Annotated in this window: 19 protein-coding genes; 13 read left to right on the top strand and 6 right to left on the bottom strand. The window is 33.2% G+C overall.

The annotated features are described in order from the left end of the window. The first annotated feature begins 70 nt into the window (after positions 1-70). The 5 genes from O6P34_RS11700 to O6P34_RS11680 all read left to right on the top strand — a co-directional run bounded on the left by O6P34_RS11700 (position 71) and on the right by O6P34_RS11680 (position 5,649). Entirely contained in the window at positions 71-721 is a 651-nt protein-coding gene (locus O6P34_RS11700) for a DUF4331 family protein (protein ID WP_269684691.1), read from the top strand. Between the two features lie 25 nt (positions 722-746). After that, positions 747-1,298 (top strand): DUF4331 family protein, encoded by a 552-nt coding sequence (locus O6P34_RS11695; RefSeq protein WP_269684690.1) that lies wholly within the window; start codon positions 747-749, stop codon positions 1,296-1,298. A gap of 103 nt (positions 1,299-1,401) precedes the next feature. Continuing rightward, positions 1,402-2,697, top strand: a complete 1,296-nt coding sequence (locus tag O6P34_RS11690; RefSeq protein ID WP_269684689.1) for a tetratricopeptide repeat protein — start codon at positions 1,402-1,404, stop codon at positions 2,695-2,697. A 4-nt stretch (positions 2,698-2,701) separates the two neighbouring features. Beyond that, positions 2,702-4,915, top strand: a complete 2,214-nt coding sequence (locus O6P34_RS11685) for a TonB-dependent receptor (protein WP_269686754.1) — start codon at positions 2,702-2,704, stop codon at positions 4,913-4,915. Positions 4,916-5,061: 146 nt separating this feature from the next. Further along, positions 5,062-5,649 (top strand): glutathione peroxidase, encoded by a 588-nt coding sequence (locus O6P34_RS11680; RefSeq protein ID WP_269684688.1) that lies wholly within the window; start codon positions 5,062-5,064, stop codon positions 5,647-5,649. A 64-nt stretch (positions 5,650-5,713) separates the two neighbouring features. Here the strand turns inward: O6P34_RS11680 and O6P34_RS11675 are convergent, their stop codons facing one another. After that, the gene (locus O6P34_RS11675; RefSeq protein ID WP_269684687.1) at positions 5,714-6,670 is read right to left on the bottom strand and encodes a tRNA dihydrouridine synthase; all 957 of its coding nucleotides are present in this window, start codon (positions 6,668-6,670) and stop codon (positions 5,714-5,716) included. A gap of 86 nt (positions 6,671-6,756) precedes the next feature. Next, complete coding sequence (locus O6P34_RS11670; RefSeq protein ID WP_269684686.1) at positions 6,757-7,254, bottom strand: GNAT family N-acetyltransferase; 498 nt, start codon at positions 7,252-7,254, stop codon at positions 6,757-6,759. Positions 7,255-7,350: 96 nt separating this feature from the next. Between O6P34_RS11670 and menD the strand changes: the two genes are divergently transcribed. Beyond that, positions 7,351-9,012, top strand: a complete 1,662-nt coding sequence (menD, locus tag O6P34_RS11665; protein ID WP_269684685.1) for a 2-succinyl-5-enolpyruvyl-6-hydroxy-3-cyclohexene-1-carboxylic-acid synthase — start codon at positions 7,351-7,353, stop codon at positions 9,010-9,012. Here menD and O6P34_RS11660 read toward each other — a convergent pair. The 3 genes from O6P34_RS11660 to O6P34_RS11650 all read right to left on the bottom strand — a co-directional run bounded on the left by O6P34_RS11660 (position 9,009) and on the right by O6P34_RS11650 (position 10,987). Further along, a complete protein-coding gene (locus O6P34_RS11660; protein WP_269684684.1) occupies positions 9,009-9,650 on the bottom strand; it encodes an endonuclease III domain-containing protein in 642 nt (213 codons plus the stop codon). The genes menD and O6P34_RS11660 overlap by 4 nt on opposite strands. 3 nt (positions 9,651-9,653) lie before the next feature. Next, positions 9,654-10,046 (bottom strand): peptide-methionine (R)-S-oxide reductase MsrB, encoded by a 393-nt coding sequence (gene msrB / locus O6P34_RS11655; RefSeq protein WP_269684683.1) that lies wholly within the window; start codon positions 10,044-10,046, stop codon positions 9,654-9,656. Between the two features lie 74 nt (positions 10,047-10,120). Then, positions 10,121-10,987: an alpha/beta fold hydrolase gene (locus O6P34_RS11650; RefSeq protein WP_269684682.1), complete on the bottom strand. Its 867-nt coding sequence runs from the start codon at positions 10,985-10,987 to the stop codon at positions 10,121-10,123. A 193-nt stretch (positions 10,988-11,180) separates the two neighbouring features. Here O6P34_RS11650 and O6P34_RS11645 point away from each other — a divergent pair, with 193 nt between their 5' ends. The 7 genes from O6P34_RS11645 to O6P34_RS11615 all read left to right on the top strand — a co-directional run bounded on the left by O6P34_RS11645 (position 11,181) and on the right by O6P34_RS11615 (position 22,238). Then, the gene (locus O6P34_RS11645) at positions 11,181-12,608 is read left to right on the top strand and encodes a glycogen synthase (protein ID WP_269684681.1); all 1,428 of its coding nucleotides are present in this window, start codon (positions 11,181-11,183) and stop codon (positions 12,606-12,608) included. Continuing rightward, complete coding sequence (locus O6P34_RS11640) at positions 12,598-13,878, top strand: glucose-1-phosphate adenylyltransferase (RefSeq protein ID WP_269684680.1); 1,281 nt, start codon at positions 12,598-12,600, stop codon at positions 13,876-13,878. The genes O6P34_RS11645 and O6P34_RS11640 overlap by 11 nt, the downstream gene beginning before the upstream one ends. 326 nt (positions 13,879-14,204) lie before the next feature. Next, complete coding sequence (locus tag O6P34_RS11635; RefSeq protein WP_269684679.1) at positions 14,205-16,139, top strand: alpha-1,4-glucan--maltose-1-phosphate maltosyltransferase; 1,935 nt, start codon at positions 14,205-14,207, stop codon at positions 16,137-16,139. Beyond that, entirely contained in the window at positions 16,139-17,779 is a 1,641-nt protein-coding gene (locus O6P34_RS11630) for a maltokinase N-terminal cap-like domain-containing protein (protein WP_269684678.1), read from the top strand. The genes O6P34_RS11635 and O6P34_RS11630 overlap by 1 nt, the downstream gene beginning before the upstream one ends. A 54-nt stretch (positions 17,780-17,833) precedes the next feature. Next, on the top strand, positions 17,834-19,741 hold the full coding sequence (gene glgB / locus O6P34_RS11625) for a 1,4-alpha-glucan branching protein GlgB (protein ID WP_269684677.1): 1,908 nt from the start codon (positions 17,834-17,836) through the stop codon (positions 19,739-19,741). A 207-nt stretch (positions 19,742-19,948) separates the two neighbouring features. Further along, positions 19,949-20,767, top strand: coding sequence for a M48 family metallopeptidase (locus tag O6P34_RS11620; protein WP_269684676.1), 819 nt, complete (start codon positions 19,949-19,951; stop codon positions 20,765-20,767). 136 nt (positions 20,768-20,903) lie between these two features. Next, the gene (locus tag O6P34_RS11615) at positions 20,904-22,238 is read left to right on the top strand and encodes an MFS transporter (RefSeq protein ID WP_269684675.1); all 1,335 of its coding nucleotides are present in this window, start codon (positions 20,904-20,906) and stop codon (positions 22,236-22,238) included. A 20-nt stretch (positions 22,239-22,258) separates the two neighbouring features. Here the strand turns inward: O6P34_RS11615 and O6P34_RS11610 are convergent, their stop codons facing one another. Beyond that, positions 22,259-22,993, bottom strand: coding sequence for a head GIN domain-containing protein (locus O6P34_RS11610; RefSeq protein WP_269684674.1), 735 nt, complete (start codon positions 22,991-22,993; stop codon positions 22,259-22,261). Positions 22,994-23,011 lie beyond the last annotated feature (18 nt).

Here is a 23,011-nt window from a genome sequence, read left to right as displayed (position 1 = left end):
TTTAAGATTATTAAAACCAAACTGTATGTAATCCCGTAAATGCTTTTATAACCTTTTAATTTAAATCAAAATGAAAAAAACAAAAATGATTTTAGGTCTATCGCTAGTGGCGGTTTCAGGCTTAATATTAGTAGCTGCAGATCACATCGATGCTCCGGCTGTAACGGGTAATGCTGCAGATATTACTGATGTCTACACATTTCAAGGACAAGACACAAACAACTTGGTATTTGCTGTAAATACACAAGGGCTGTTAAGTCCTAATGCAACTGCGGCGGCGGTATTTAATGACAATGTAATGATTGAAATTAATATCGACAACACAGGAGATAATGTGGAAGATTTAGTAATTCAAGCAGTAAAAAGAGATGACAAAATGTACTTTTTTGGACCAGTAGCTCCAGGTACAACAGGAATTTCAAGTACAATTAAAACCGCTGCAGCTTCGGGAAGCGTAACTATTTCTTCTTATGGCGCATCAGCTTTGACTGCTGAAAAAAACGGAATGAAATTTTTTGCTGGACCAAGAGATGATCCTTTCTTTTTTGACTTAGGTCAATTTAAAGCAATTCTTGGCGGAACAGCCTCGGGATTTAATAATCCTGGCGTAGACACTTTTGCAGGAACAAATGTACTATCAGTAGTTGTTGAAGTTCCAAAAGCAATGTTAGGTAATTCAAGTACATTGAATGTGTGGGCAGAAACTAAGAAAAAACAATAACTAACTTTATTAAAAACGTAACGATATGAAATCTAATACATTCAAAATGATGACAATTGCCTTAGTGGTTGCAGTTGTATCTGTAAATTGTGATAATAATGATGATACAAATAACAATCAGGTAGCACTTGATTTTTCAGGAACTTTTGTTCAGCAAGATCAAATGGCAAGACCCGCAATAAATACTGTTTTTATAGCTTCAGGTCAGCCAAAAGATGATTTTAATGCCGCAATTCCTTCGGCAATGGGAGCAAAATATCAATCTGTATTCCAATCTCGATTAATGGCTTTAAACCCCAATTTTACAACAAATGCTTTGGGACAAACAGCCGCACAATTTACAGGACTTCTGGCTACAGATGTTATAAATGTTTCAAAAACAGGAACTACAACATTCTTTGATGGTACTAATGTTTTAACCGGAAGAGCTTTGGCAGATGATGTTATTGATGTAGAATTATTGCTGATTTTTGGAGGTTCAACCGGAGCTTCAAATCCTGGTCTTACATCGGATAATGTTAATGCTAACGATAAAGCTTTCGGAACCTCTTTTCCATATTTGGCAACAGCCTGGTAATAGTATAAAAAAAACAGAGTGTGCTACTAGTAAAGCCGCTCTGTTTTTTTTCTTCACAAACAAACAAACAAACAAACAAACAAACAAACAAAACAATTAGAGCATGAAAACTTTAAAAAAACTTCCATTTTTGGTTTTCACAATCCTATTTATATTCGGTTGCGAGACTAAGCCAAAACAAATTACCCAGAAAGCCGATTATGAAAAATACTTGACTTTAAAAGACAATAAATCAGTAACATTTGCTCAAAATGAAATTGATTTTTGGCAAAAAAAATTTGATGCTGCCCCAAATCAAATTAGTTATTTAAGTCTAATAGCGTCAAACTACAGCACCCTTTTTGAATATACCGGAAATATTAAAAACTTATACAAAACCGAAGAATTATTGACAAAATCTAATGAAGCCTATGATTATTCAAAAGTTTCAACGATTCGATCATTAGCAAGAAATTACATTTCGCAACACCGTTTTAAAGAAGCGCTGACATTAGCCAATAAAGCATTAGCAATAGGCGAGGGGAAAAAAGAAACCCAAAAATTACTTTTTGACGTTCAGATGGAATTAGGAAATTATGCAGAAGCAGTAAAAAATCTAAACGCCATTCGAGACATGAACGATTTTGATTTTTTAATTAGGTTAGCAAAATGGAATGATCATAAAGGTGATTTGAAAACTGCCATTACTTTTATGGAAAAAGCCAGAACTATCGCTGAAAAAGAAAATAATAAAGTACTCAAAATTTGGTCCTATTCTAATCTGGGGGATTTTTATGGACATGCAGGTAAAATTCAGGAATCGTATGACAGTTACCTAAAAACCTTAGCATTAGACCCCAATTACTCTTATGCTTTAAAGGGAATTGCCTGGATTATTTTTTCTAAAGAACGAAATTCAAATGAAGCCAACAGGATTATAGACGCAATTACATCCAGACATAATACACCTGATTTTTATTTATTAAAATCTCACATAGCTCAATTTGAAGCAAATAAAAGCGAAGAAATTAAAAACAAAAACGCCTATTTTTCTATGCTAAAAAACAATAATTATGGTGCGATGTACAATAAATATAATGTTCTAGTTTATGCCGATGATAAACAAAGTGCTTCAAAAGCATTAGAAATTGCTAAAATTGAAGTCAATCACAGGCCAACTCCGGATTCATATGATTTATTAGCTTGGTCTTACTTAAATATTGGACAAAATAAAAAAGCACTAGAAATTGCTCAAAATCATGTGGTTGGAAAATCGCATGAACCGAAAGTACAATATCATTTGGCTATGATTTATAAAGCAAATAATTTAGCTCAAAAAGTAATACCAATTAAAGAAGAATTGAGTTCAAGTTTGTATGAATTGGGACCAAATTTTGACAAAAAAGTAAATCAATTGTAACATGATGAAAAATATATTACTACTCCTGATTTCTTTTTTCGGGCTAACTTCTTATGGACAAATCCAAAAAGGAAAAATAGTTGATATGGACGGTATTCCAGTAGAAAATGCCTATTTAATAAATACAAATTCTGAAAATCACGCACATACAAATGAATTTGGCTTCTTTAGTATTGATAAAACAGTGGTTGGTGATGTCTTAAAAATAAATGCTTTAGGGTACAAAAAAACAAATTTTACCATTAGTTCTTCAGAAGTGATTATTATTTTGGAAGATGATATTTTTAGATTGAATGAAATAGTAATTCAACCAAAACTTTCGGCTATGAATGTCATTTCTAAAATAGATTTACAAACTACTCCTGTAAATTCTTCGCAGGAAATTTTACGAAAAGTACCCGGATTATTTATTGGTCAACATGCGGGAGGAGGCAAAGCAGAGCAACTTTTTTTGAGAGGTTTTGACATTGACCACGGAACTGATATTGCTATCGCTGTTGACGGAATACCTGTAAACATGGTCTCTCACGCACACGGTCAAGGCTATGCTGATTTGCATTTTGTGATTCCGGAAACGGTCGAAAAAATAGATTTTGGGAAAGGAACTTATTATGCTGACAAAGGAAATTTTGCTACTGCTGGCTATGTAGGTTTTCAAACTAAAGACAAATTAGAAAAAAGTAGTATTGGTTTAGAAATAGGGCAATTTAATACCTTGAGAACCGTTGGTTTATTCAATCTTTTGGGCAACCAAAAAACGCAAAGCGCCTACATTGCCACAGAATATATTCTCACTGACGGGCCATTTGATTCCCCTCAAAACTTCAACCGAATCAACTTATTGGGGAAATATTCAACTATACTTAGCGATAACAGCAAATTCTCGGTTTTAGCTTCTCGCTTTTCCAGCAAATGGGACGCTTCCGGACAAATTCCGCAACGTCTGATTGATGATGGAACGATTTCAAGATTTGGTGCTGTTGACGATACAGAAGGTGGAAATACCTCCAGAACCAATGTAAATGTGAGTTTGAGCAAGCCAATTGATGAAAATGCATTCTTAAAAGCAAATGCTTTTTATTCAAATTATCAATTTGAATTGTATTCTAATTTCACTTTCTTTTTAGAAGATCCAATAAATGGAGACCAAATCAAACAGAAAGAAAACAGGGCTATTTATGGAATGAATGCAGAATTGAATCAGAAAACGAATTTAAATGATGTTGCTGTTTTGTTTCAATACGGAGTTGGTTTTCGTGCAGATGCTACAAAGGATTCCGAGCTTTCGCATACTTTGAACAGAAAAACGGTTTTAGAAAATATAAAATTAGGAGATATTGATGAGTCTAATCTATTTAGCTATTTCAATTCAGAATTTAATTTTGGGAAACTGATGATTAATCCGGCGATTCGATTGGATTATTTCAAATTCAATTACCAAGATAAGTTAACTACGGATTACAAAACACAATCAGAATCCAAAGTGAAATTTTCACCAAAATTGAACTTCATTTATTCTCAAAATAATAATTTACAGTTTTTTCTAAAATCAGGAATTGGATTTCATTCGAATGATACTCGGGTAGTGGTTCAAAATAACGAAAAACAAGTTTTACCAACGGCAATAGGAACAGATATTGGTACCATTTGGAAGCCTTTTCCCAAGTTAATTGTGAACTCCGCTTTGTGGTATTTATTCTTAGAACAAGAATTTGTGTATGTTGGAGATGCCGGAATCATTGAGCCAAGCGGAAAATCAAAACGTATGGGAGCTGAACTCGGATTGCGTTATCAACTCAACGATTGGTTGTATTTTGATGCGGATGCCAATTATACGTATGCCAGAAGTATTGACGAACCAAAAGGTCAGGATTACATTCCGTTAGCGCCAGATTTTACCACTACTGGAGGTTTAAGTTTTCAAAAAATACAGGGTTTTTCAGGCGGGCTTCGATACCGCTATTTAAAAAGTCGTCCGGCAAACGAGGATAATTCTATCGTTGCCAAAGGTTATTTTGTATCGGATTTCAATGTTAATTATCAGTATAAAAGCATCAATTTCGGAATCTCGATAGAAAATCTCTTTGATACAGCATGGAATGAAACTCAATTTGCGACCGAATCAAGATTGCAAAATGAATCTGAAAGTGTAGAAGAAATACATTTTACTCCGGGAACACCTTTTTTTATGAAAGGAAAAATTACTTATACTTTTTAGTGTTAATAAGGAAGATTTAGTTTGTTTTGTTTAGAAGTCTAACCTTTTTTTCGTGAGGTTAGGCTTCTTTTTTATTTAACTTCTGTTTAACTAAAATAAATTATTGACAAACAATTAATTGTTCTAATTTTATAAAAAATAAAAATATGAAAAACCTATTATTTATAGCCAGCTGTGCTATTATGCTTTTCAGTTGTCAAAATCACGCACAACCTAAACCATCAGAAATTAATATGAATGAAATTCCAGTTGCCAAAGAAACTATTTATCAATTTAAAGTAGAAGATTTATCAGGAAACACCTTTGATTTTTCTACTTTAAAAGGTAAAAAAATAATGATTGTCAATACGGCTTCAAAATGTGGATTGACGCCACAATACAAAGATTTAGAAGCATTGTATAAAGAATACAAAGATAAAGGATTTGTGATTGTAGGTTTTCCGGCTAATAATTTTGCTTCGCAAGAGCCGGGAACCAATGAAGAAATTGCTACTTTTTGCCAACAAAATTATGGTGTAACTTTTCCTATGATGGACAAAGTTTCTGTAAAAGGTGATGATATGTGTGCCGTTTACCAATTTTTGACACAGAAATCTAAAAATGGTTTACAAGATTCAGAAGTAGAATGGAATTTTCAAAAATACCTTATCAATGAAAAAGGCGAATTAGAAAAAGTGATTTCGCCACGTACATTGCCTACAGATACCGAAGTGGTGAATTGGGTCAAAGGATAAATTCAGTTTTTAATTTTTTAGAACTATAAAAAAAGAGATTCTCATTTGATAGAGAATCTCTTTTTTATTTTTGATTTATTTCGGCTTTCAAAATTTCTGCAACAGTGGCTTCATAATTTCGAATACTTTTGGATTTTTTAATGTTTTTATGAACTTTATGGGGATTTGAAAATATAACCGAAAAGTATTCCCATAAATGATGCATTTTTAATAAGATATGAGTCGATCCTGAAAGTGATTCGCTATATCCTTGGTACAATGTGTCGTGAAACGCACTGAATAATTCTATTTTGTTTTTAGGATATTCTACAGCATTGTTTTTTATCATGCCGGGCAAAAAAGGATCCGCAATTAAACCTCTGCCAATCATCCAATGGTCAATAGTTGGAAAACGTTCCTGCATCTCCTGAAACTTTTTTACCGAAGTAATATCGCCATTATAATACAATTTGTGTTTGGTATTATCGATACAATGTTGAAATGCGTCAAGATGTACGCCGCCTTTATACAGTTGTTTTCCAATACGCGCGTGAATGGCAATATTCTTAATTGGATATTGATCTAAAATAGGCAAAACATCCAAAATTTCTTCGGTAGTATCATATCCCAAACGCATTTTCATCGATACGATAATATCTGTTTCAGAATGAGCTCTGTCCAGAATATGATTGATTTGTTCCGTATTTTTAATCAAACCGGAACCCATACCAGACTTGGTAACCATAGGATAAGGACATCCTAAATTCCAGTTCAATTCTTTATAACCCATTTCTTGAACATATTTGGCAACAAATAAAAACTCATCGGCATCGTTCGTTATAATTTGTGGAATTACCTCTAAACCAACATTATTTTCAGGGAGTAAATCCCGTTCATAAGAAGATTTAACAACTAATTTTCCGTTTAAACGAATGTAAGGAGAATAAAAAGTATCAATTCCGCCAAAATATTTATTTTGGGCATTCCTAAAACGAAAGTCGGTAAATCCCTGTAAAGGCGATGAAAGTAAGGTGTAGTTCATAATAATTCTAGTCGTGCAAATATACTATTCTTTACACGGTTATCGTTTTCTTACTGAATTATGTTTTTTGAAACAATAATCACTTTTTATTCTAAAATCAATTGCATGAAAACCGAATGCAACCAACGGTCAAATTTATAACCGGATTCTTTGATGACACCAACAATTTTGAAACCAAATTTTTCATGAAATTCAACACTACTTTCATTTTCAGCATCAATAACCGCAATCATCGTATGAAGATTTTGCGCTTTTGCGATTCGGATTAATTCCTGTAATAGTACTTTTCCAATCCCTTTGCCATGATACTCATGGTCGACATACACAGAATGTTCAACGGTAAATTTATAAGCTTCTCTGAAGCGAAATTCGCTGTACATTCCAAAACCCACAACTTTACCATTTAGTTCCGCTACAATCACAGGGAAATTTTTGTTGATTTTTTCCTCCAAAATATTCTTTTGCTGCTCATAACTTCTAACATTGTAATCATAAAGCGCGGTTGAATTAAGAATATTATAGTTAATTATTTCTAATATTGCTTGTGTATCTTCGGTTTGATATGGTCTTAAGCTAATTTTCATTTCTTATTTATTTGCTTTCAAAATTAAGAAAAATCAGCCGAAATGAACGGAAAAGCAACAGCAAGTTTGTAACTTTGTAATCAGAAAAATAAACAAATGATTTATCCAAAAATACCTTTAGCACAAAGCATCATACAAATCTGTTTAGCCAAAGGAATCACTACCATAATAATTTCCCCAGGTTCTCGAAATGCCCCTTTAACAATTGGTTTTGTTAGCAATCCGGCATTTAAATGTTACAGTATTGCTGACGAGCGTTGTGCTGCTTTTTTTGCAGTAGGAATGGCGCAACAAACCAAAAAACCTATCGCGCTGGTTTGTACTTCCGGTTCAGCTTTACTAAATTATTATCCTGCTTTTGCAGAAGCATTTTACAGTCAGATTCCTTTGATTGTGATTTCGGCAGACAGACCCCAAAGTAAAATTGATATTGGAGACGGTCAAACCATTCGTCAAGAAAATGTATTCTCAAATCATTCGTTGTACAATGCCAATTTACAAGAGCATGTTTCGGCAGAAAATGATTTAAAAATCAACGAAGCGATTGATTGTGCTATGCTCGAAAAAGGTCCGGTTCATATCAACGCTCCTTTTGAAGAACCTTTGTATGAAACCGTTTCAGAACTTTCGGTGAACGTGAATAGTTTCGCTTCCGCAAATAATACTCCGACAAATTCCATAGAAAACTTAGCTGAATTTGCTTCCATTTGGAACAATTCTACTAGAAAAATGATTCTCGTAGGTGTGAATGATCCCAATGTCATTTCGGACAAAACAATTGCGCATTTTGCTGAAGACAAATCAGTTGTGGTTTTAACCGAAACGACTTCTAATGTTCACCATCCAACATTTATTAATAATATTGACACCATAATCACACCTTTTACAAATGAGGATTTTGAACGATTTCTTCCGGAAATTTTAGTCACTTTTGGCGGAATGGTTGTCTCTAAACGGATTAAGGCTTTTTTGCGAAAGTATAAACCAAAACACCATTGGCATATTGATAACTGGAGAGCTTATGATACTTTTAATGCTTTAACACATCATTTTGAAGCAGATCCAAATGCCTTTTTTAGCGCCTTTTTGCCACTTACAAATACAATTGAAAGTGATTATTTTCAGCAATTAGATGCCGTAAAAGAACTGAGAAAAGTAAAAGGGGATTTGTATTTGTCTAAAATTCCTTTTTCAGATTTTAAAGTTTTCGAAAAAGTAATTCAAAGTTTACCAACGAACAGTCAACTGCAAATCAGTAATAGCTCTGCCATTCGATATGCACAATTAATAGATATCGATCCTTCAATTGAAGTCTATTGCAATCGAGGAACCAGTGGAATTGACGGCAGCACTTCGACTGCGATTGGTGCGGCTGTGGCCAATGAAAAACAAACCGTATTCATCAGTGGTGATATTGGTTTTTTATATGACAGCAATGCTTTGTGGAATAGTTATATTCCTAAAAACTTCAAAATAATCTTGATTAATAACGGTGGTGGAGGGATTTTCAGAATCTTACCAGGACATGAGGAAAGCCCTGTTTTCAATACTTTCTTTGAAACTTCACATTGTCATACAGCAGAACATTTAGCAAAAATGTTTGGATTTGAATACAGCATTGCCAGTGATGAAAAAAGTTTAGATTCCAGTTTGAAAATGCTTTACACTAAAAATGAAAAACCAAGCATTCTTGAGGTTTTCACACCAACATTAAAAAACGATCAAATTTTATTGCAGTTTTTTAAAGAATTAGTTTAATTTTCATTCGCATAATAAGCGCAAAAATTATTTATCGGACATAAATCGCATTTGGGTTTTGGTCGACAAATTTCTCTTCCAAGAAAAGAAATCGCCATACCAATTTCACCCCAAATTGATTTTGGCAAAACCTGCATCAATTGTTTTTCCACTTTGTTACCGTCTTTAGTTTCAGAAATTAAACCTATTCTTGGCGCTACTCGAATGACATGCAAATCGGCAATAATGCCTTCGGCTGGCTGATTTGTTTCCCGCATTATTACATTGGCGGATTTTCTTCCAATGCCTTTTAAGGCTGTTAAAGCATTCATCGTTAATGGAATATTCTCGTTTTTTTCGATGATTTGAGCAATTTCAATCAGCCAATTGGCTTTTGTTCCAAAATTCCGAACGGTGCTGATATTAGGCAATAATGCCTCTCTGTTAGTCACTGATAAACGTTCCATGTCTGGATATATTTCAAATAGAGCAGGTGCTACCGCATTGATATTTGCATCAGAGTCTTGCGCCGATAAAATAACCATAACCACTAACTGATATAAATTTTCGTAGGCTAAAGGATGTTTTCTATTTTTATATTTTGTCAGGATTGGTGATAAATAAGTTGCCCAATCTGGAGTTTGACCAAATAAATCCATGTTTTATATTTCTTTAAAATCTACAGATAATGAATTGACACAGTAGCGTTGTCCGGTTTTAGTGGGGCCGTCATTAAAAACATGTCCCAGATGACTTCCACAATTAGCGCATAGAATTTCGGTACGTTTCATACCGTGTGTAGTATCAGTTATGTATTCTACTTTTCCGGGAATTGATTCGTCAAAAGAAGGCCATCCACAATGCGCATCAAACTTAGAATCACTTTCAAATAAGGGTTCATTGCAGGCTCCGCAACAATAAGTTCCTTTTTCATAATGCAAATTATATTTACCGGTATGAGGATATTCGGTTCCTTTTTGACGAAGAATTCTAAAGCGTTCCGGCCCTAATAATTCGTTCCATTCTTGTTCTGTTTTTTCTAAAGGATATTTCATATTTTAAGTTATTATTGAATACAATTTTCAAAGTATTTAAATATTATTATTTTTTTTATATAATTTAAAATCAATTATTTACTGGTTATGAACTCAACCGTTTTTTGAACTACATTTGAATCGCCTAAAATTTTTCGGTGTCCTAGTCCTTCGGTCAATATAAGCGCTCCATTTTTTAAATGTTTATGGATATGAATTCCTGCTTTTACTGGAACTTCTTGGTCCTCTTTATCATGAATAACAAGAACAGGAATTGTGATTTCTGATGCCGCTTTATAGCCCGAGAAATCATCCATTTTTTCGTTATACTTTTTTTCAAAATACAAACGAAGTTTTGTACTGATTATTGGTTTTAATTCTAATTTAGAAATGAAATCATCCAAAATATCCTGAACAATATCACCGCTTCCTATTATTACAGCATGTTTAACGTTCAATCCTCTTTTTATAGCATTTAGTACTGACATTCCTCCTAAAGAATGACCTACAACTGCTTCAAAAGGTCCATATTTGGTATTAATTTCCAAAATAGAAGCGATAAAATCAACCATTATTGTTTCATTTCCGGGAGATTTTCCGTGAGCTGGCGCATCAAAACTTAGGGTTGAATATCCTGCAGCCAAAAAAGCATCAGCTATTTTAAATAATTGTGTTCCTCTTCCTGACCAACCATGAACTAATAATATTTTCTTGTCGCTTTCTCCGTATTCATAAATCATAACTTGCTTATTGATTGCGGGAACTAACATTAAATTTTGAATGCTTTTGCGGTCCATTTCCAATTCTCTTTTTGGAACCTTATGTTTTATGGGTGTCGTAAATAATTTTGAAGCAAAAAGAGTTACTAATTTTGTTGAAATAAAAGCGAAAAATTTACTTATTAATAAAATAACCCTCGGAATTCTTAATGATTGAGAAATATTTTTGTTTTTTTTTGACATTAAAATAAATTTTTAATAGTATTAATAAGTTACTTTTTTTTTACTAAATTTAGAAAAACATAAAAGTAATATAATTTATAATTTTTTAACGTAATAATTGGTATTTACACAAAAATTGGGAACTACCCACGATGGAGTAAATGATGCCTTTATCAAATTTTATGTTGAATTGAAAAGAAACAAAGTTTTATAAATGGAATTATTTCACATCAGTGCAGAATGTTATCCTGCGGCAAAAGTAGGCGGTTTGGCTGACGTTGTTGGAGCATTACCAAAATACCAAAGTACCGAAGGGCATGACGTACGAGTAGTGATTCCGGCTTATGATACTAAATTTATAAATGAAAATGAATTTGAATGTGTTCATTGGAGTCATGTGAAATTAGGAAATTTTAATTTTCCGTTTAGCGTACACAAAGAAAAAACAGATAAACTGGGATTTGAATTATATGTAATAGCCATTCAGGAGTTATTTGACCGCAAAGAAGTTTATGGTTATGAAGATGATATTGAGCGATTTGTATCTTTTCAAATTGCTACTTTAGATTGGATTTTAGGGCGAAGAGAAATTCCGGATGTTATTAACTGTCACGATCATCATACAGGATTGATTCCTTTTATGATGCTTTATGCACACAAATATCAAAAATTAAAAAATATACCAACGGTGTTAACCATTCATAGTGGTTTGTATCAGGGGATTTTTGGATTTAATAAATTGTATTATTTGCCTGAATTTGATTTGGCTCATGTTGGTGTTTTAGAATGGGGGAATGCTATCAATTCTCTGGCTGTTGGAATAAAATGTGCTAGCGCGGTAACGACTGTATCACCTAATTATTTGAATGAAATTAATCATTCTTCAAATGGATTGGAATCATTGTTTAATATGGTGCGTCAGAAGTCGAAAGGAATTTTGAATGGTATTGATGAAAAAGTCTGGAATCCGGCTACTGATAAAGTATTAGTCAGTAATTATACGATTGACACGATTGAAAATGGAAAGCAAAAAAACAAAGAGAAACTTTGCGATATTTTTGATTTAGACCCGTCGAAACCGCTTTTTAGTTTTATTGGACGATTATTAGAAGAAAAAGGAGCTGATTTATTGCCGCAAGCATCAGCATTGGCTTTAGCCGAGCATTTAAATGAAATTAATATTCTAATTTTAGGTTCAGGAAATGAAACTATAGAAACAGAATTGAATCAATTATTGCCAGATTATAAAGGAAATTACAACACTTTCATTGGATACAATGAAGATTTAGCGCATTTGATTTTTGCAGGTTCAGATTTTTTATTAATGCCATCAAGAGTAGAACCTTGCGGATTAAACCAAATGTATGCCTTACGTTACGGAACAATTCCCGTAGTGAGAAGAACCGGAGGATTGAAAGACACAGTAATAGATTTTGAAGACGGCGGAAATGGGATTTGTCACGAGCAAACCAGCGTTACAGATATTTGTACTTCAATAAGAAGAGCATTGAAAATGTATGAGGACAAGAAAACTTTAAATAAAATTAGAAAATCAGGAATGCAAATTGACCATTCTTGGAGTAGCGTTTGCAAAGAATATATAGAAGTATACAATTTAATTATTAAAAGAAATGAAAGCTAAAAAGAAAAACGTAATTGCAATTATTTTAGGAGGAGGTCAGGGTTCTAGATTGTATCCGCTAACAGAAACAAGGTCAAAACCTGCTGTGCCAATTGGAGGAAAATACAGATTGGTTGATATTCCTATCTCAAATTGTATGAATTCGGATATTTATAGAATGTTTGTATTGACACAATTTAATTCGGCTTCTTTGAATGCCCATATAAAAAACACGTACAACTTTAGTATTTTTAGTCATGCCTTCGTTGATATTTTAGCTGCTGAACAAACGCCTGATAACCCAACCTGGTTTCAAGGAACTTCGGATGCTGTAAGACAATGTATGCCTCATTTCTTAAATCATGAATTTGATTATGCTTTAATTCTTTCAGGAGATCAACTGTATCAAATGGATTTTAACGAAATGTTAGAAGCACATATTAATGCAGAAGCTGATATTTCGATTGCTACATTGCCAGTAAATGCAAAAGATGCACCTGAATTTGGGATTTTAAAAACAAACTCCGAAAGCTGCATTGAATCTTTTATTGAAAAACCGGCTGCAGAGCTATTGCCTGATTGGGAATCAGACGTAAGCGAAGAGATGAAAAGCCAAGGAAAACATTATTTGGCATCAATGGGGATTTACATCTTCAACAGAAAATTATTGATTGAATTAATGAAAAATCCGGATACAAAGGATTTTGGTAAAGAAATCATTCCACAAGCCGTTGGACACCGAAAAATATTAAGCTATCAATATGAAGGATATTGGACAGATATTGGTAACATCGATTCTTTCTTTGAAGCTAATATTGGTTTAACAAATGATATTCCGGAGTTTAATTTATTTGATAACGACAATAAAATTTTCACAAGACCTCGTTTATTACCGCCTTCAAAATTTCAAAAAACTACGATTGAAAAATCATTAATTTCCGAAGGTTGTATTATTCATGCCAAAGAAATACATCAATCTGTAATTGGAATTCGTTCCAGAATAGGAGAAGGAACCGTTATCAAGAATTGTTATGTTATGGGTAATGATTTTTACCAAAGCATCGATGACATGAAAGAGGATGTTTATAATGACAAACAATTAGTAGGAATTGGAGAACGATGCTTTATAAACAATGCCATCGTAGATAAGAACTGTAGAATAGGCAATGATGTTCACATTGAAGGAGGAAAGCATCTAGAAAACCTTAATCATGAATTATATGCTATAAAAGATGGTATTGTTGTTATCAAAAAAGGAGCAATTATTCCTAATAATTTCAGTATCAAATAATTCATTCTTTATGAATGTTTAAATAATTCCAAAACTAACACCTGTTTTTGAAGATTAGACAGTAGAAACTATAATTTTTTAATAAAAATTGGTTTTGCCCATTAATCAAAAAACATTTAGCTGTTAGTTTTGGATTTTTTTAACAAATATTTTATTCAAATACGCTAAATTAGAAAGATATATGTATTGCTTTTGACAAATGATTTTAAATTTCTCAATGATTAATTCTATTACACTTATATTATTGTGAAATCAATAATTTTTTTATTAAAGCTTCCTGAATATATAAAATTCATTATTTTTCCGATACAAAATAAAAGTACAAAATGCAGAACCAAACCCGAATAATAATAGAAAATGTTTCCCCACAATTAGATTGTGGTGTTAATGCCATAAAACGAATTGTTGGTCAAAAAGTAATAGTAACTGCCGCTGTTTTTTCTGACGGACACGATGTTATAGAATGTTGTGTGAAGTACAAACATGAAGAAGATGAAAACTGGGATGAAGTTAGAATGATTCCTACTTTTAATGATGAATGGATTGCTGAATTTAAAGTCGAAAAACAAGGTTTCTATTCCTATTTTGTAGAAGGTTGGGTTGATTATGCTTTGAATTGGCAACACGGAACAGAACGAAAAATTCAAGACAATCAATATGTAAAATCGGAATTACTGGAGGGAGCAGAGTATCTTCGTGCCATACTCAATCAAGTTGAGGCTTCCGAAAATAACTATTTAAATACTTTAGCCCATTATTTCACTACAGAATCGGAATATGACAATGCTGTTCGTGAAGCTACTTCACAAGAATTAACACGCATTTTCAAGAAATATCCTATTCGTTTTTTAGAGAATAAATCAACGCCTTTAAAGGTTTATGTAGACAGAAAAAAAGCATTATTTAGTACTTGGTATGAGTTTTTTCCCCGTTCAGCTTCACCTGAAGAAGGAAAGCACGGAACTTTTAAAGACTGTGAAAGACTCTTGCCAAGAGTGGCAGAAATGGGATTTGACACCTTATATTTTCCACCGATTCATCCTATTGGTGAAGTAAATCGAAAAGGAAAAAATAACGCTACAAATGCAGAATATGGAGATGTAGGATCGCCTTGGGGAATTGGTTCTCATCATGGCGGTCATAAATCAACTCATCCTGAATTAGGAACCATCGATGATTTTAAGGAATTAGTAAAAAAAGCACAAGATTTAGGTATAGAAGTGGCTATGGATTATGCTTTGCAAGCAGCTCCGGATCATCCTTATGTGAAAGATTTTCCACAATGGTTTAAATGGAGACCAGACGGAACGGTACAATATGCTGAAAATCCACCTAAAAAATACCAGGATATTCAGCCTATTTATTTTGAAAGCGGCGATTGGAAAAACCTTTGGAAAGAATTATTAGATGTTGCCCTGTTTTGGATTGAAGAATGCAATATCAAAATTTACAGAGTAGATAATCCGCATACAAAACCATTCTATTTTTGGGGTTGGTTGATTGCTGAAATCAAGAAAAAACATCCAGACGTTTTATTTTTAGCGGAAGCATTTACACGTCCAAAAATCATGAATGAGTTGGCTAAACAAGGATTCAGCCAATCGTACACCTACTTTACTTGGAGAAATTCTAAAAAAGAATTAACCGAATATGTAGAAGAATTAACGCAATCCGAACAAAAAGAATTTTACCGCCCTAATTTCTGGCCCAACACGCCAGATATTAATCCTTTTGCTTTGCAAAGCGGGAATGAATCTGTACACCTTCAAAAATATTTTCTAGCCGCTACATTAAGCTCAAGCGTAGGGATTTACGGTCCTGTATTTGAATATATGGTTTGTGCTCCAATGGCTCCGGGAAAAGAAGAATATTTGAATTCTGAAAAATATGAATATTACAAATGGGATTGGGAAAAACAGAATAAGCTGATCACTTTGATTACCCGAATAAATACCATTAGAAAAGAGCAACTTTCTTTACAACAAACCAATAATATTGTTTTTTGTGATACTAATAACGAACAAGTTATGGCGTATTACAAATTTGATGATGACAAGCTCAATGAAACTTTAATGGTTGTGAGTTTAGACGCTTATAATTCTAGTCAGGCAATGGTTCGAATTCCGTTACAACAGTTAGGAAATCAACCTATTCATGTAACCGATTTGATTACAGGAAATACTTATTTATGGGATAAAGAATGGAATTATGTAGTACTTTCTCCGGATTTGCCATTTCATTTATTTAAAATTCAGCGCTAATGATAGATCATAAAATTAATGAAGATGAATTTCAAAATCCATTTGTTTTTAAAACAGATTGGAAAAATGCTTTCGATGACGAAGAATTTGTAAAAGTATTCTCGTCAGATATTTTGGAAAACTATATCATTAATAAACGTTGGTATGGTGGCAAAGCAAGTACTTTAAAATATATTGAGGTAGTTGACTCTTTTAGAATTTCTTCAAAAGAGAATACCTATTTTGGTGTTTTGCTTGAAGTAAATTTCAAAGAAGCCTTTTATCAGCATTATTTCATGCCATTAGCCTTTATGTCCGAAGAGGAATTAGATACCAATACCGTGATTGCACCTGTAAAAATGAACAATCAGGAAGGTTTTTTGGTTGATGCTTTACATCAGGAAGACTTTAGAAAATTATTATTTGACAAAATCATACATTCTAAAGAATCTGACTCTTCAAAAGTAAAATTTCATAAAGGAAGTAAACTGGAAGAAAAAGAATACATTTCGTCTAAGTTTATGGGAGTGGAGCAAAGCAATACTTCGATTATCTATAATAATACGTTGGTATTAAAGATTTTCAGAAGAATTTATATCAGTATGAATCCAGATTATGAAATTAGTCGTTTTCTTACGGAAAGAATGCATTTTAAAAGTTCCCCGGAGTATATGGGAAGCATCAGTGTAATATTGACTGAAGGAAATATTACACTTGGATTGATGCAAAAACTGGTTCCAAATCAAGGTGATGCCTGGAAATTTATGTTGGAAGAAAGCGATCGAATTTTTGATAATTTGCAACATAAGAAAATAAAAATAGCCAAATTACCAGATATTGAACTTTTCAAAAGATTAAAATTGAATGAAGTTCCCCATGAAATAATTGATTGGGCCGGATTGAGTATTTTTCTTCGAATTCAAACATTGGCAACAAGAACCGCAGAAATGCATATTGCTTTAGGAAGTGATATTCATGAAACGGCATTTACACCAACCACTTATAATGGTGATTATACGGTTTGGCTCAAAAACAGATTGACGTATCAGTTTCAAAATCGTTTGAATATTCTGGAAAATAATTTGCATAAATTAGATGGTTTAGCTTTAGAATTAGCGAATCAGTTTTTAGATCATAAAAAAGAAATCAGAAAAGTATTCCTTGATTTTGATTGGACTAAAATGAAATCAGAACGAATCAGGATTCATGGAGATTATCATTTAGGACAAGTTTTGGTGAACGGAGAGGATTTCTATATCTTAGATTTTGAAGGTGAACCGGAAAGTACAATTCGAGATCGAAAAGTAAAACAACCGCCATTGAAAGACGTTGCAGGAATGTTTCGTTCTTTTCATTATGCCATTTACGCAACGATTTTCAATAATAAAGACAAATATCCATTTGAACAGAAAGAATTGTTTTATGCCGGAGAAATATTATACAAATATTTTGTAGGCGTATTTTTGCAAACCTATACTGATGTAGCTCAAGGCGGAAATTTGAATATTGGTTACCGAAACGAGATTGATTTTCTGTTAAAATACTGTCTTTTAGAAAAAGCAGTTTATGAATTGGGTTACGAGTTAAATTCTCGTCCGCGTTGGTCAGTGATTCCTTTGACAGGAATTGCAAGTATAATGGATTTTGAAAAGAAGAATTAAAAGAGTTATTCATCAAATAATTGCTATTAAAATACACAAAATAATATCACAAAAATGAACAAAGTACAAGCACATTCCCTTTTTACCGATTTTGATATTGATTTATTCAAAGCGGGAAAACATTTCAGACTTTACGAAAAATTAGGCGCACATCTTATCGAAGTTGATGGAGTGAAAGGGGTTTATTTTGCCGTTTGGGCTCCATCAGCCCGGTCGGTTTCTGTAATTGGGGATTTCAATTATTGGATACAAGGAGAACATCAATTGCAGGTAAGATGGGATTCGTCAGGGATTTGGGAAGGTTTTATTCCGGGTATCGAAAAAGGAACAACTTACAAATATAAAATACAATCAAATAACGGAGGAATTATTACCGAAAAAGCGGATCCATTTGCTTTTTATTGTGAAAAACCACCACATACTGCATCAGTAATTTGGGATTTAGAACACAAATGGAAGGATAAAAAATGGATGGAAACCCGTAAAGATCATAATGGTCTTGACAAACCATACTCCGTTTATGAAGTACATTTAGGTTCTTGGAAACGACATGGAACAGAAAATCGATTTTTGACTTATTTAGAATTTGCAGAAGAATTAGTCAATTATGTAAAAGAAACCGGATTTACCCATGTTGAGTTTATGCCAGTAATGGAATATCCGTATGATCCGTCATGGGGTTATCAATTAGTAGGGTATTTTGCACCAACATCTCGTTTTGGAACACCACAAGAATTTATGGTTTTGGTTGATAAATTGCACCAAGCCGGAATTGGAGTAATTCTGGATTGGGTTCCATCACATTTTCCTGATGACGCACATGGTTTAGGATTTTTTGATGGTTCAAATCTTTTTGAACATCCTGACCGCAGAAAAGGCTATCATCCGGATTGGAAAAGTTTAGTTTTTAATTACGGACGAAATGAAGTGCGCTCTTTCTTAATTAGTAATGCGCTTTTTTGGTTGCAACATTATCATGTTGACGGGCTTCGTGTAGATGCTGTAGCTTCGATGTTATATTTAGATTATTCCAGAAAAGATGGAGAATGGGAACCCAATATTTTTGGTGGAAGAGAAAATCTCGATACGATAAGTTTCCTGAAAGATTTTAATGAAGCCGTATATCATAATTATGAAGGTGTACAAACTATTGCTGAGGAAAGCACTTCTTTTCCAATGGTTTCAAGACCAACATTTTCAGGTGGTTTAGGATTTGGAATGAAATGGATGATGGGCTGGATGCACGACACATTAGAGTATTTTCAAAAAGAAACCGTGTATAGAAAATACCATCAGAATGATTTGACTTTTTCAATGACCTATGCTTTTTCTGAAAATTTTATGTTGCCGCTTTCACATGATGAAGTAGTATATGGTAAAAAATCTATTGCCGGAAGAATGCCAGGAGATGAATGGCAAAAATTTGCCAATTTACGTTTATTATACAGTTATATGTTTACACATCCTGGAACAAAACTGTTATTTATGGGTAGTGAATTCGGACAAAGCAGCGAATGGAATTTTGAAGGAAGTTTAGATTGGCATTTGTTGCAATATCCATTTCATGAAGGCGTAAGAAAATTAATTACAGACTTGAATGAATTGTATAAAACCGAACCGGCTTTGTATGAAAAACAATTTAGTCAGGAAGGTTTTGAATGGATTAATTATTCCGATCATCAAAATGCAGTGATGACTTTTATAAGAAAAGGAAATAAACCAAAAGACGATGTAATTGTTGTATGTAATTTTACTCAAGTTGTGCGAAAAAATTATAGAATTGGTTTACCTAAAAAAGGTAAATTAACCGAGATTTTCAACAGTGATAAACTTATTTATGGCGGTAGCGGTGTTCAAAATCCAAAAGCTTTAGTTATTGAAGCCACTCCTTATGACGGAAGAGATTATTCAACGGAATTACTTTTGTCTCCATTGAGTATGATTGCTTTCAAGATTTCATAGCAAATAAGAGTTATAGTATAAACCACTATCAAATTACAGTAATTTGATAGTGGTTTTTTTTTGGCTGTTGATTACAACTACAGATGTTCAGAGAATTGTATCACATCAGAGTATAACTAAACAAAAAAAATGATAATTTTGACCATAATTATATAAACAGAATTATTTTTATACTGTTATTTTTGTCCCATCTCTAAAAATTAAATTATGAAAAAGCATTCAGTAGCAATTGCAATCGTTACAATAGGACTCTTTTTTTCTTGTGCAACCAACCCATTAACAGGTAAAAAAAGTCTAAATTTTGTATCAAATAGTGAATTATTTCCATCCTCTTTTCAGCAATATGGTACTTTCTTGAAAGAAAACAAAGTTATTTCAGGAACTGCCGATGCAAAAAGAGTAGAAAATGTAGGTATCAAAATCAGATTAGCCGCAGAAAAATACCTGACTTCGATAGGTCAATCTGAATATTTGAAAGACTATCGATGGGAGTATAAATTAATAGACAGTAAGGAAATTAATGCTTGGTGTATGCCAGGAGGAAAAATTGTTGTCTATTCTGGGATTTTACCTGTGACTAAAGACGACGCTGGTTTAGCAACAGTTATGGGCCATGAAGTTTCTCATGCATTGGCAAATCACGGAGCACAACGAATGAGTGCCTCACAGTTACAACAAATAGGAGCTGTAGGAGTTTCTCTTGCAACCGGAAATCAAAGCAGTGAAAAACAGCAAATGTGGCAACAATATTATGGTGTGGGTTCACAAGTAGGAGTGATGCTTCCATTTAGCAGAAGTCATGAAAGTGAAGCTGATAAAATTGGACTTACATTGATGGCTATTGCAGGATACAATCCGGATCAGGCAATTGTTTTTTGGCAACGAATGGCAGCGCAATCAGCAGGTCAAGCACAACCAGAGTTTTTGAGTACACACCCTTCTGATGCAACCAGAATTGCAAATCTTAAAGCTTTAGTTCCCGAAGCAAAAGCAACGGCTGCAAAATTTGGAGTTGTTTTCAAATAAAAAGGGAATACATAGAATAAAAAGCCAATTCAATTGAATTGGCTTTTTTAGTTTAAAGAAAGATTAAATTTTCATTATTTATGATTTTTTTTACATTTACTGTTTAGAAATAAATAAATTCGTAAAAAATTTAAATATGGCAGATTTACCAAAGGGAAGTGCAAAATTATTGAATGCTTGGGCTTTTTATGATTGGGCAAATTCAGTTTACAGCTTAGTCATTGCTTCAGCAATATTCCCTATTTTTTATGGTGCATTATTCAAAATCAAAGGGGCTACTTCTTTAGAAATTTTTGGAACAGAACTTACCAGCACTTCATTAATTAGTTTTGTTACCGCAGCAGCTTTTTTATTGGTTGCCTTAATCTCCCCATTATTATCCGGAATAGCAGATTATATTGGTAACAAAAGAATATTCATGAAATTCTTTTGTTATGTAGGATCGCTTTCTTGTATTGGGTTGTATTGGTTTAGTTTAGAAAATATATATTTAAGTTTAATTTTTTATTTCTTCGGATTAGTTGGTTTTTGGGCAAGTTTGGTATTTTACAATTCGTATTTACCTGATATTGCATTTGCAGAGCAACAAGATAAAGTTAGTGCAAGAGGGTATTCTTTTGGTTATGTAGGAAGCGTTATTCTATTGATTATCAATCTTGCTATGATAATGAAACCTGACTTTTTTGGTATTACCGGTTCAGAAGGAGAAGCTAGTATCAAAGCGATGCGCTATTCGTTTGTAATGGTTGGAATTTGGTGGATTGTTTTTAGTCAATACACCTATTTCTATTTGCCAAAAGGAAACAAAGGACATAAAGTAACGAAAGCAGTAATCTTCAACGGATTTAAGGAGCTCAACAATGTTTGGAAATTATTAGAACACAATATAGTTCTAAAAAGGTTTTTATTTAGCTTTTTTGTATACGGAATGGCCGTTCAAACGGTAATGATTATTGCTACTTATTTTGGAGAACAAGAAATAATTTGGAGTTCTGATTCTGAAAAGACTATGGGATTAATTATAAGTATTTTATTAATTCAAATCGTAGCAATCATTGGGGCTACATTGACTTCTAAAGCTTCAGAAAAGTATGGAAACATAAACACATTAATTGTTCTGAATTGTTTTTGGGCGACTTTATGTGTGTTTGCATATTTCATCACAACACCATTTGAATTCTATACAATCGCGGGTTTTGTTGGATTAGTGATGGGAGGAATTCAATCACTTTCTAGATCAACGTACTCCAAAATGCTTCCTAAAACGGTAGACACAGCTTCCTTTTTTAGTTTTTATGATGTGACCGAAAAAATTGGAATCGTTATAGGAATGAGTCTCTACGGAATTATCAATCAACTGACGGGAAGTGCCCGATTTGCAATTGTATTTTTGTGTATTTTCTTTGTTACTGGAGTCATTTTGCTAAAAAGAGTGCAAAAAAAGGTGTTTTACATTCATAAAACACCTTGAATAACAACTAATCAAAATAATTACCCTTTCGAAATTTCTCCTGAGCCATTTACTTTAGTATCTTTTTCCTTTGGATTTCCTTTGTATTTAATATCACCAGAACCAGAAACTCTTGCTTTGAGACTTTCGGTACAATTTACTTTACTATCTCCTGAGCCAGCAACGGTAACATCAACATTTTTAGCATTCAATTCAGATGCGTCAATATCACCTGAACCGGCTAATTTACTGTTGAAATTATCAGTATTTCCTGTTATAACAATATCTCCGGAACCACTAAGATTGACTTCAACTTGATTCGATTTTAGGTCTAAAGTCAAATCGCCGGAACCCGATAAATTAGCAACAAAAGTTTCTGATTCTATCGTATTTTTTGTTCTTATATCTCCCGAACCTGAAAGTGAAACTTGGTTTATCGATTCAAACGGAACGGTTATTTTGATGGTTTTACCTTTGCTAGGACTGATATATCTATTTTTCTCGGTGTAGATTCTCAATGTATTCTCAACCACTTCCACTTTCAAGTAAGAAAGTAAATTTCCTTCTCCTTCCAAGGTAATCGTACCTTCATTTCCCGAAACCAAATCCACATCAAAAAACCCGCCGACTTTTATAGCCTCATAATCTGTTGTTTTTCGAACTTCGGTAGTCACATGTCCATTTCCTTTAATTCTATCTTTTGATGACCATTGCGCATTGGCCAATGTGGTTAAAAAAAACGCACTACAAATAAATAATTGAATTGATTTTTTCATTGTTATGGGGGTTTTTGA

Source organism: Flavobacterium lacustre (assembly GCF_027474525.2).
Classification (GTDB): domain Bacteria; phylum Bacteroidota; class Bacteroidia; order Flavobacteriales; family Flavobacteriaceae; genus Flavobacterium; species Flavobacterium lacustre.
This window is presented reverse-complemented; position numbering and strand designations above follow the sequence as displayed.

What these genes read in the sequence shown, in the direction of transcription:
- O6P34_RS11700 (WP_269684691.1), top strand. Translation starts at nt 71, where the DNA reads ATGAAAAAAACAAAAATGATTTTAGGTCTATCGCTAGTGGCGGTTTCA.
- O6P34_RS11695 (WP_269684690.1), top strand. Translation starts at nt 747, where the DNA reads ATGAAATCTAATACATTCAAAATGATGACAATTGCCTTAGTGGTTGCA.
- O6P34_RS11690 (WP_269684689.1), top strand. Translation starts at nt 1,402, where the DNA reads ATGAAAACTTTAAAAAAACTTCCATTTTTGGTTTTCACAATCCTATTT.
- O6P34_RS11685 (WP_269686754.1), top strand. Translation starts at nt 2,702, where the DNA reads ATGAAAAATATATTACTACTCCTGATTTCTTTTTTCGGGCTAACTTCT.
- O6P34_RS11680 (WP_269684688.1), top strand. Translation starts at nt 5,062, where the DNA reads ATGAAAAACCTATTATTTATAGCCAGCTGTGCTATTATGCTTTTCAGT.
- O6P34_RS11675 (WP_269684687.1), bottom strand. Translation starts at nt 6,670, where the DNA reads ATGAACTACACCTTACTTTCATCGCCTTTACAGGGATTTACCGACTTT.
- O6P34_RS11670 (WP_269684686.1), bottom strand. Translation starts at nt 7,254, where the DNA reads ATGAAAATTAGCTTAAGACCATATCAAACCGAAGATACACAAGCAATA.
- menD (WP_269684685.1), top strand. Translation starts at nt 7,351, where the DNA reads ATGATTTATCCAAAAATACCTTTAGCACAAAGCATCATACAAATCTGT.
- O6P34_RS11660 (WP_269684684.1), bottom strand. Translation starts at nt 9,650, where the DNA reads ATGGATTTATTTGGTCAAACTCCAGATTGGGCAACTTATTTATCACCA.
- msrB (WP_269684683.1), bottom strand. Translation starts at nt 10,046, where the DNA reads ATGAAATATCCTTTAGAAAAAACAGAACAAGAATGGAACGAATTATTA.
- O6P34_RS11650 (WP_269684682.1), bottom strand. Translation starts at nt 10,987, where the DNA reads ATGTCAAAAAAAAACAAAAATATTTCTCAATCATTAAGAATTCCGAGG.
- O6P34_RS11645 (WP_269684681.1), top strand. Translation starts at nt 11,181, where the DNA reads ATGGAATTATTTCACATCAGTGCAGAATGTTATCCTGCGGCAAAAGTA.
- O6P34_RS11640 (WP_269684680.1), top strand. Translation starts at nt 12,598, where the DNA reads ATGAAAGCTAAAAAGAAAAACGTAATTGCAATTATTTTAGGAGGAGGT.
- O6P34_RS11635 (WP_269684679.1), top strand. Translation starts at nt 14,205, where the DNA reads ATGCAGAACCAAACCCGAATAATAATAGAAAATGTTTCCCCACAATTA.
- O6P34_RS11630 (WP_269684678.1), top strand. Translation starts at nt 16,139, where the DNA reads ATGATAGATCATAAAATTAATGAAGATGAATTTCAAAATCCATTTGTT.
- glgB (WP_269684677.1), top strand. Translation starts at nt 17,834, where the DNA reads ATGAACAAAGTACAAGCACATTCCCTTTTTACCGATTTTGATATTGAT.
- O6P34_RS11620 (WP_269684676.1), top strand. Translation starts at nt 19,949, where the DNA reads ATGAAAAAGCATTCAGTAGCAATTGCAATCGTTACAATAGGACTCTTT.
- O6P34_RS11615 (WP_269684675.1), top strand. Translation starts at nt 20,904, where the DNA reads ATGGCAGATTTACCAAAGGGAAGTGCAAAATTATTGAATGCTTGGGCT.
- O6P34_RS11610 (WP_269684674.1), bottom strand. Translation starts at nt 22,993, where the DNA reads ATGAAAAAATCAATTCAATTATTTATTTGTAGTGCGTTTTTTTTAACC.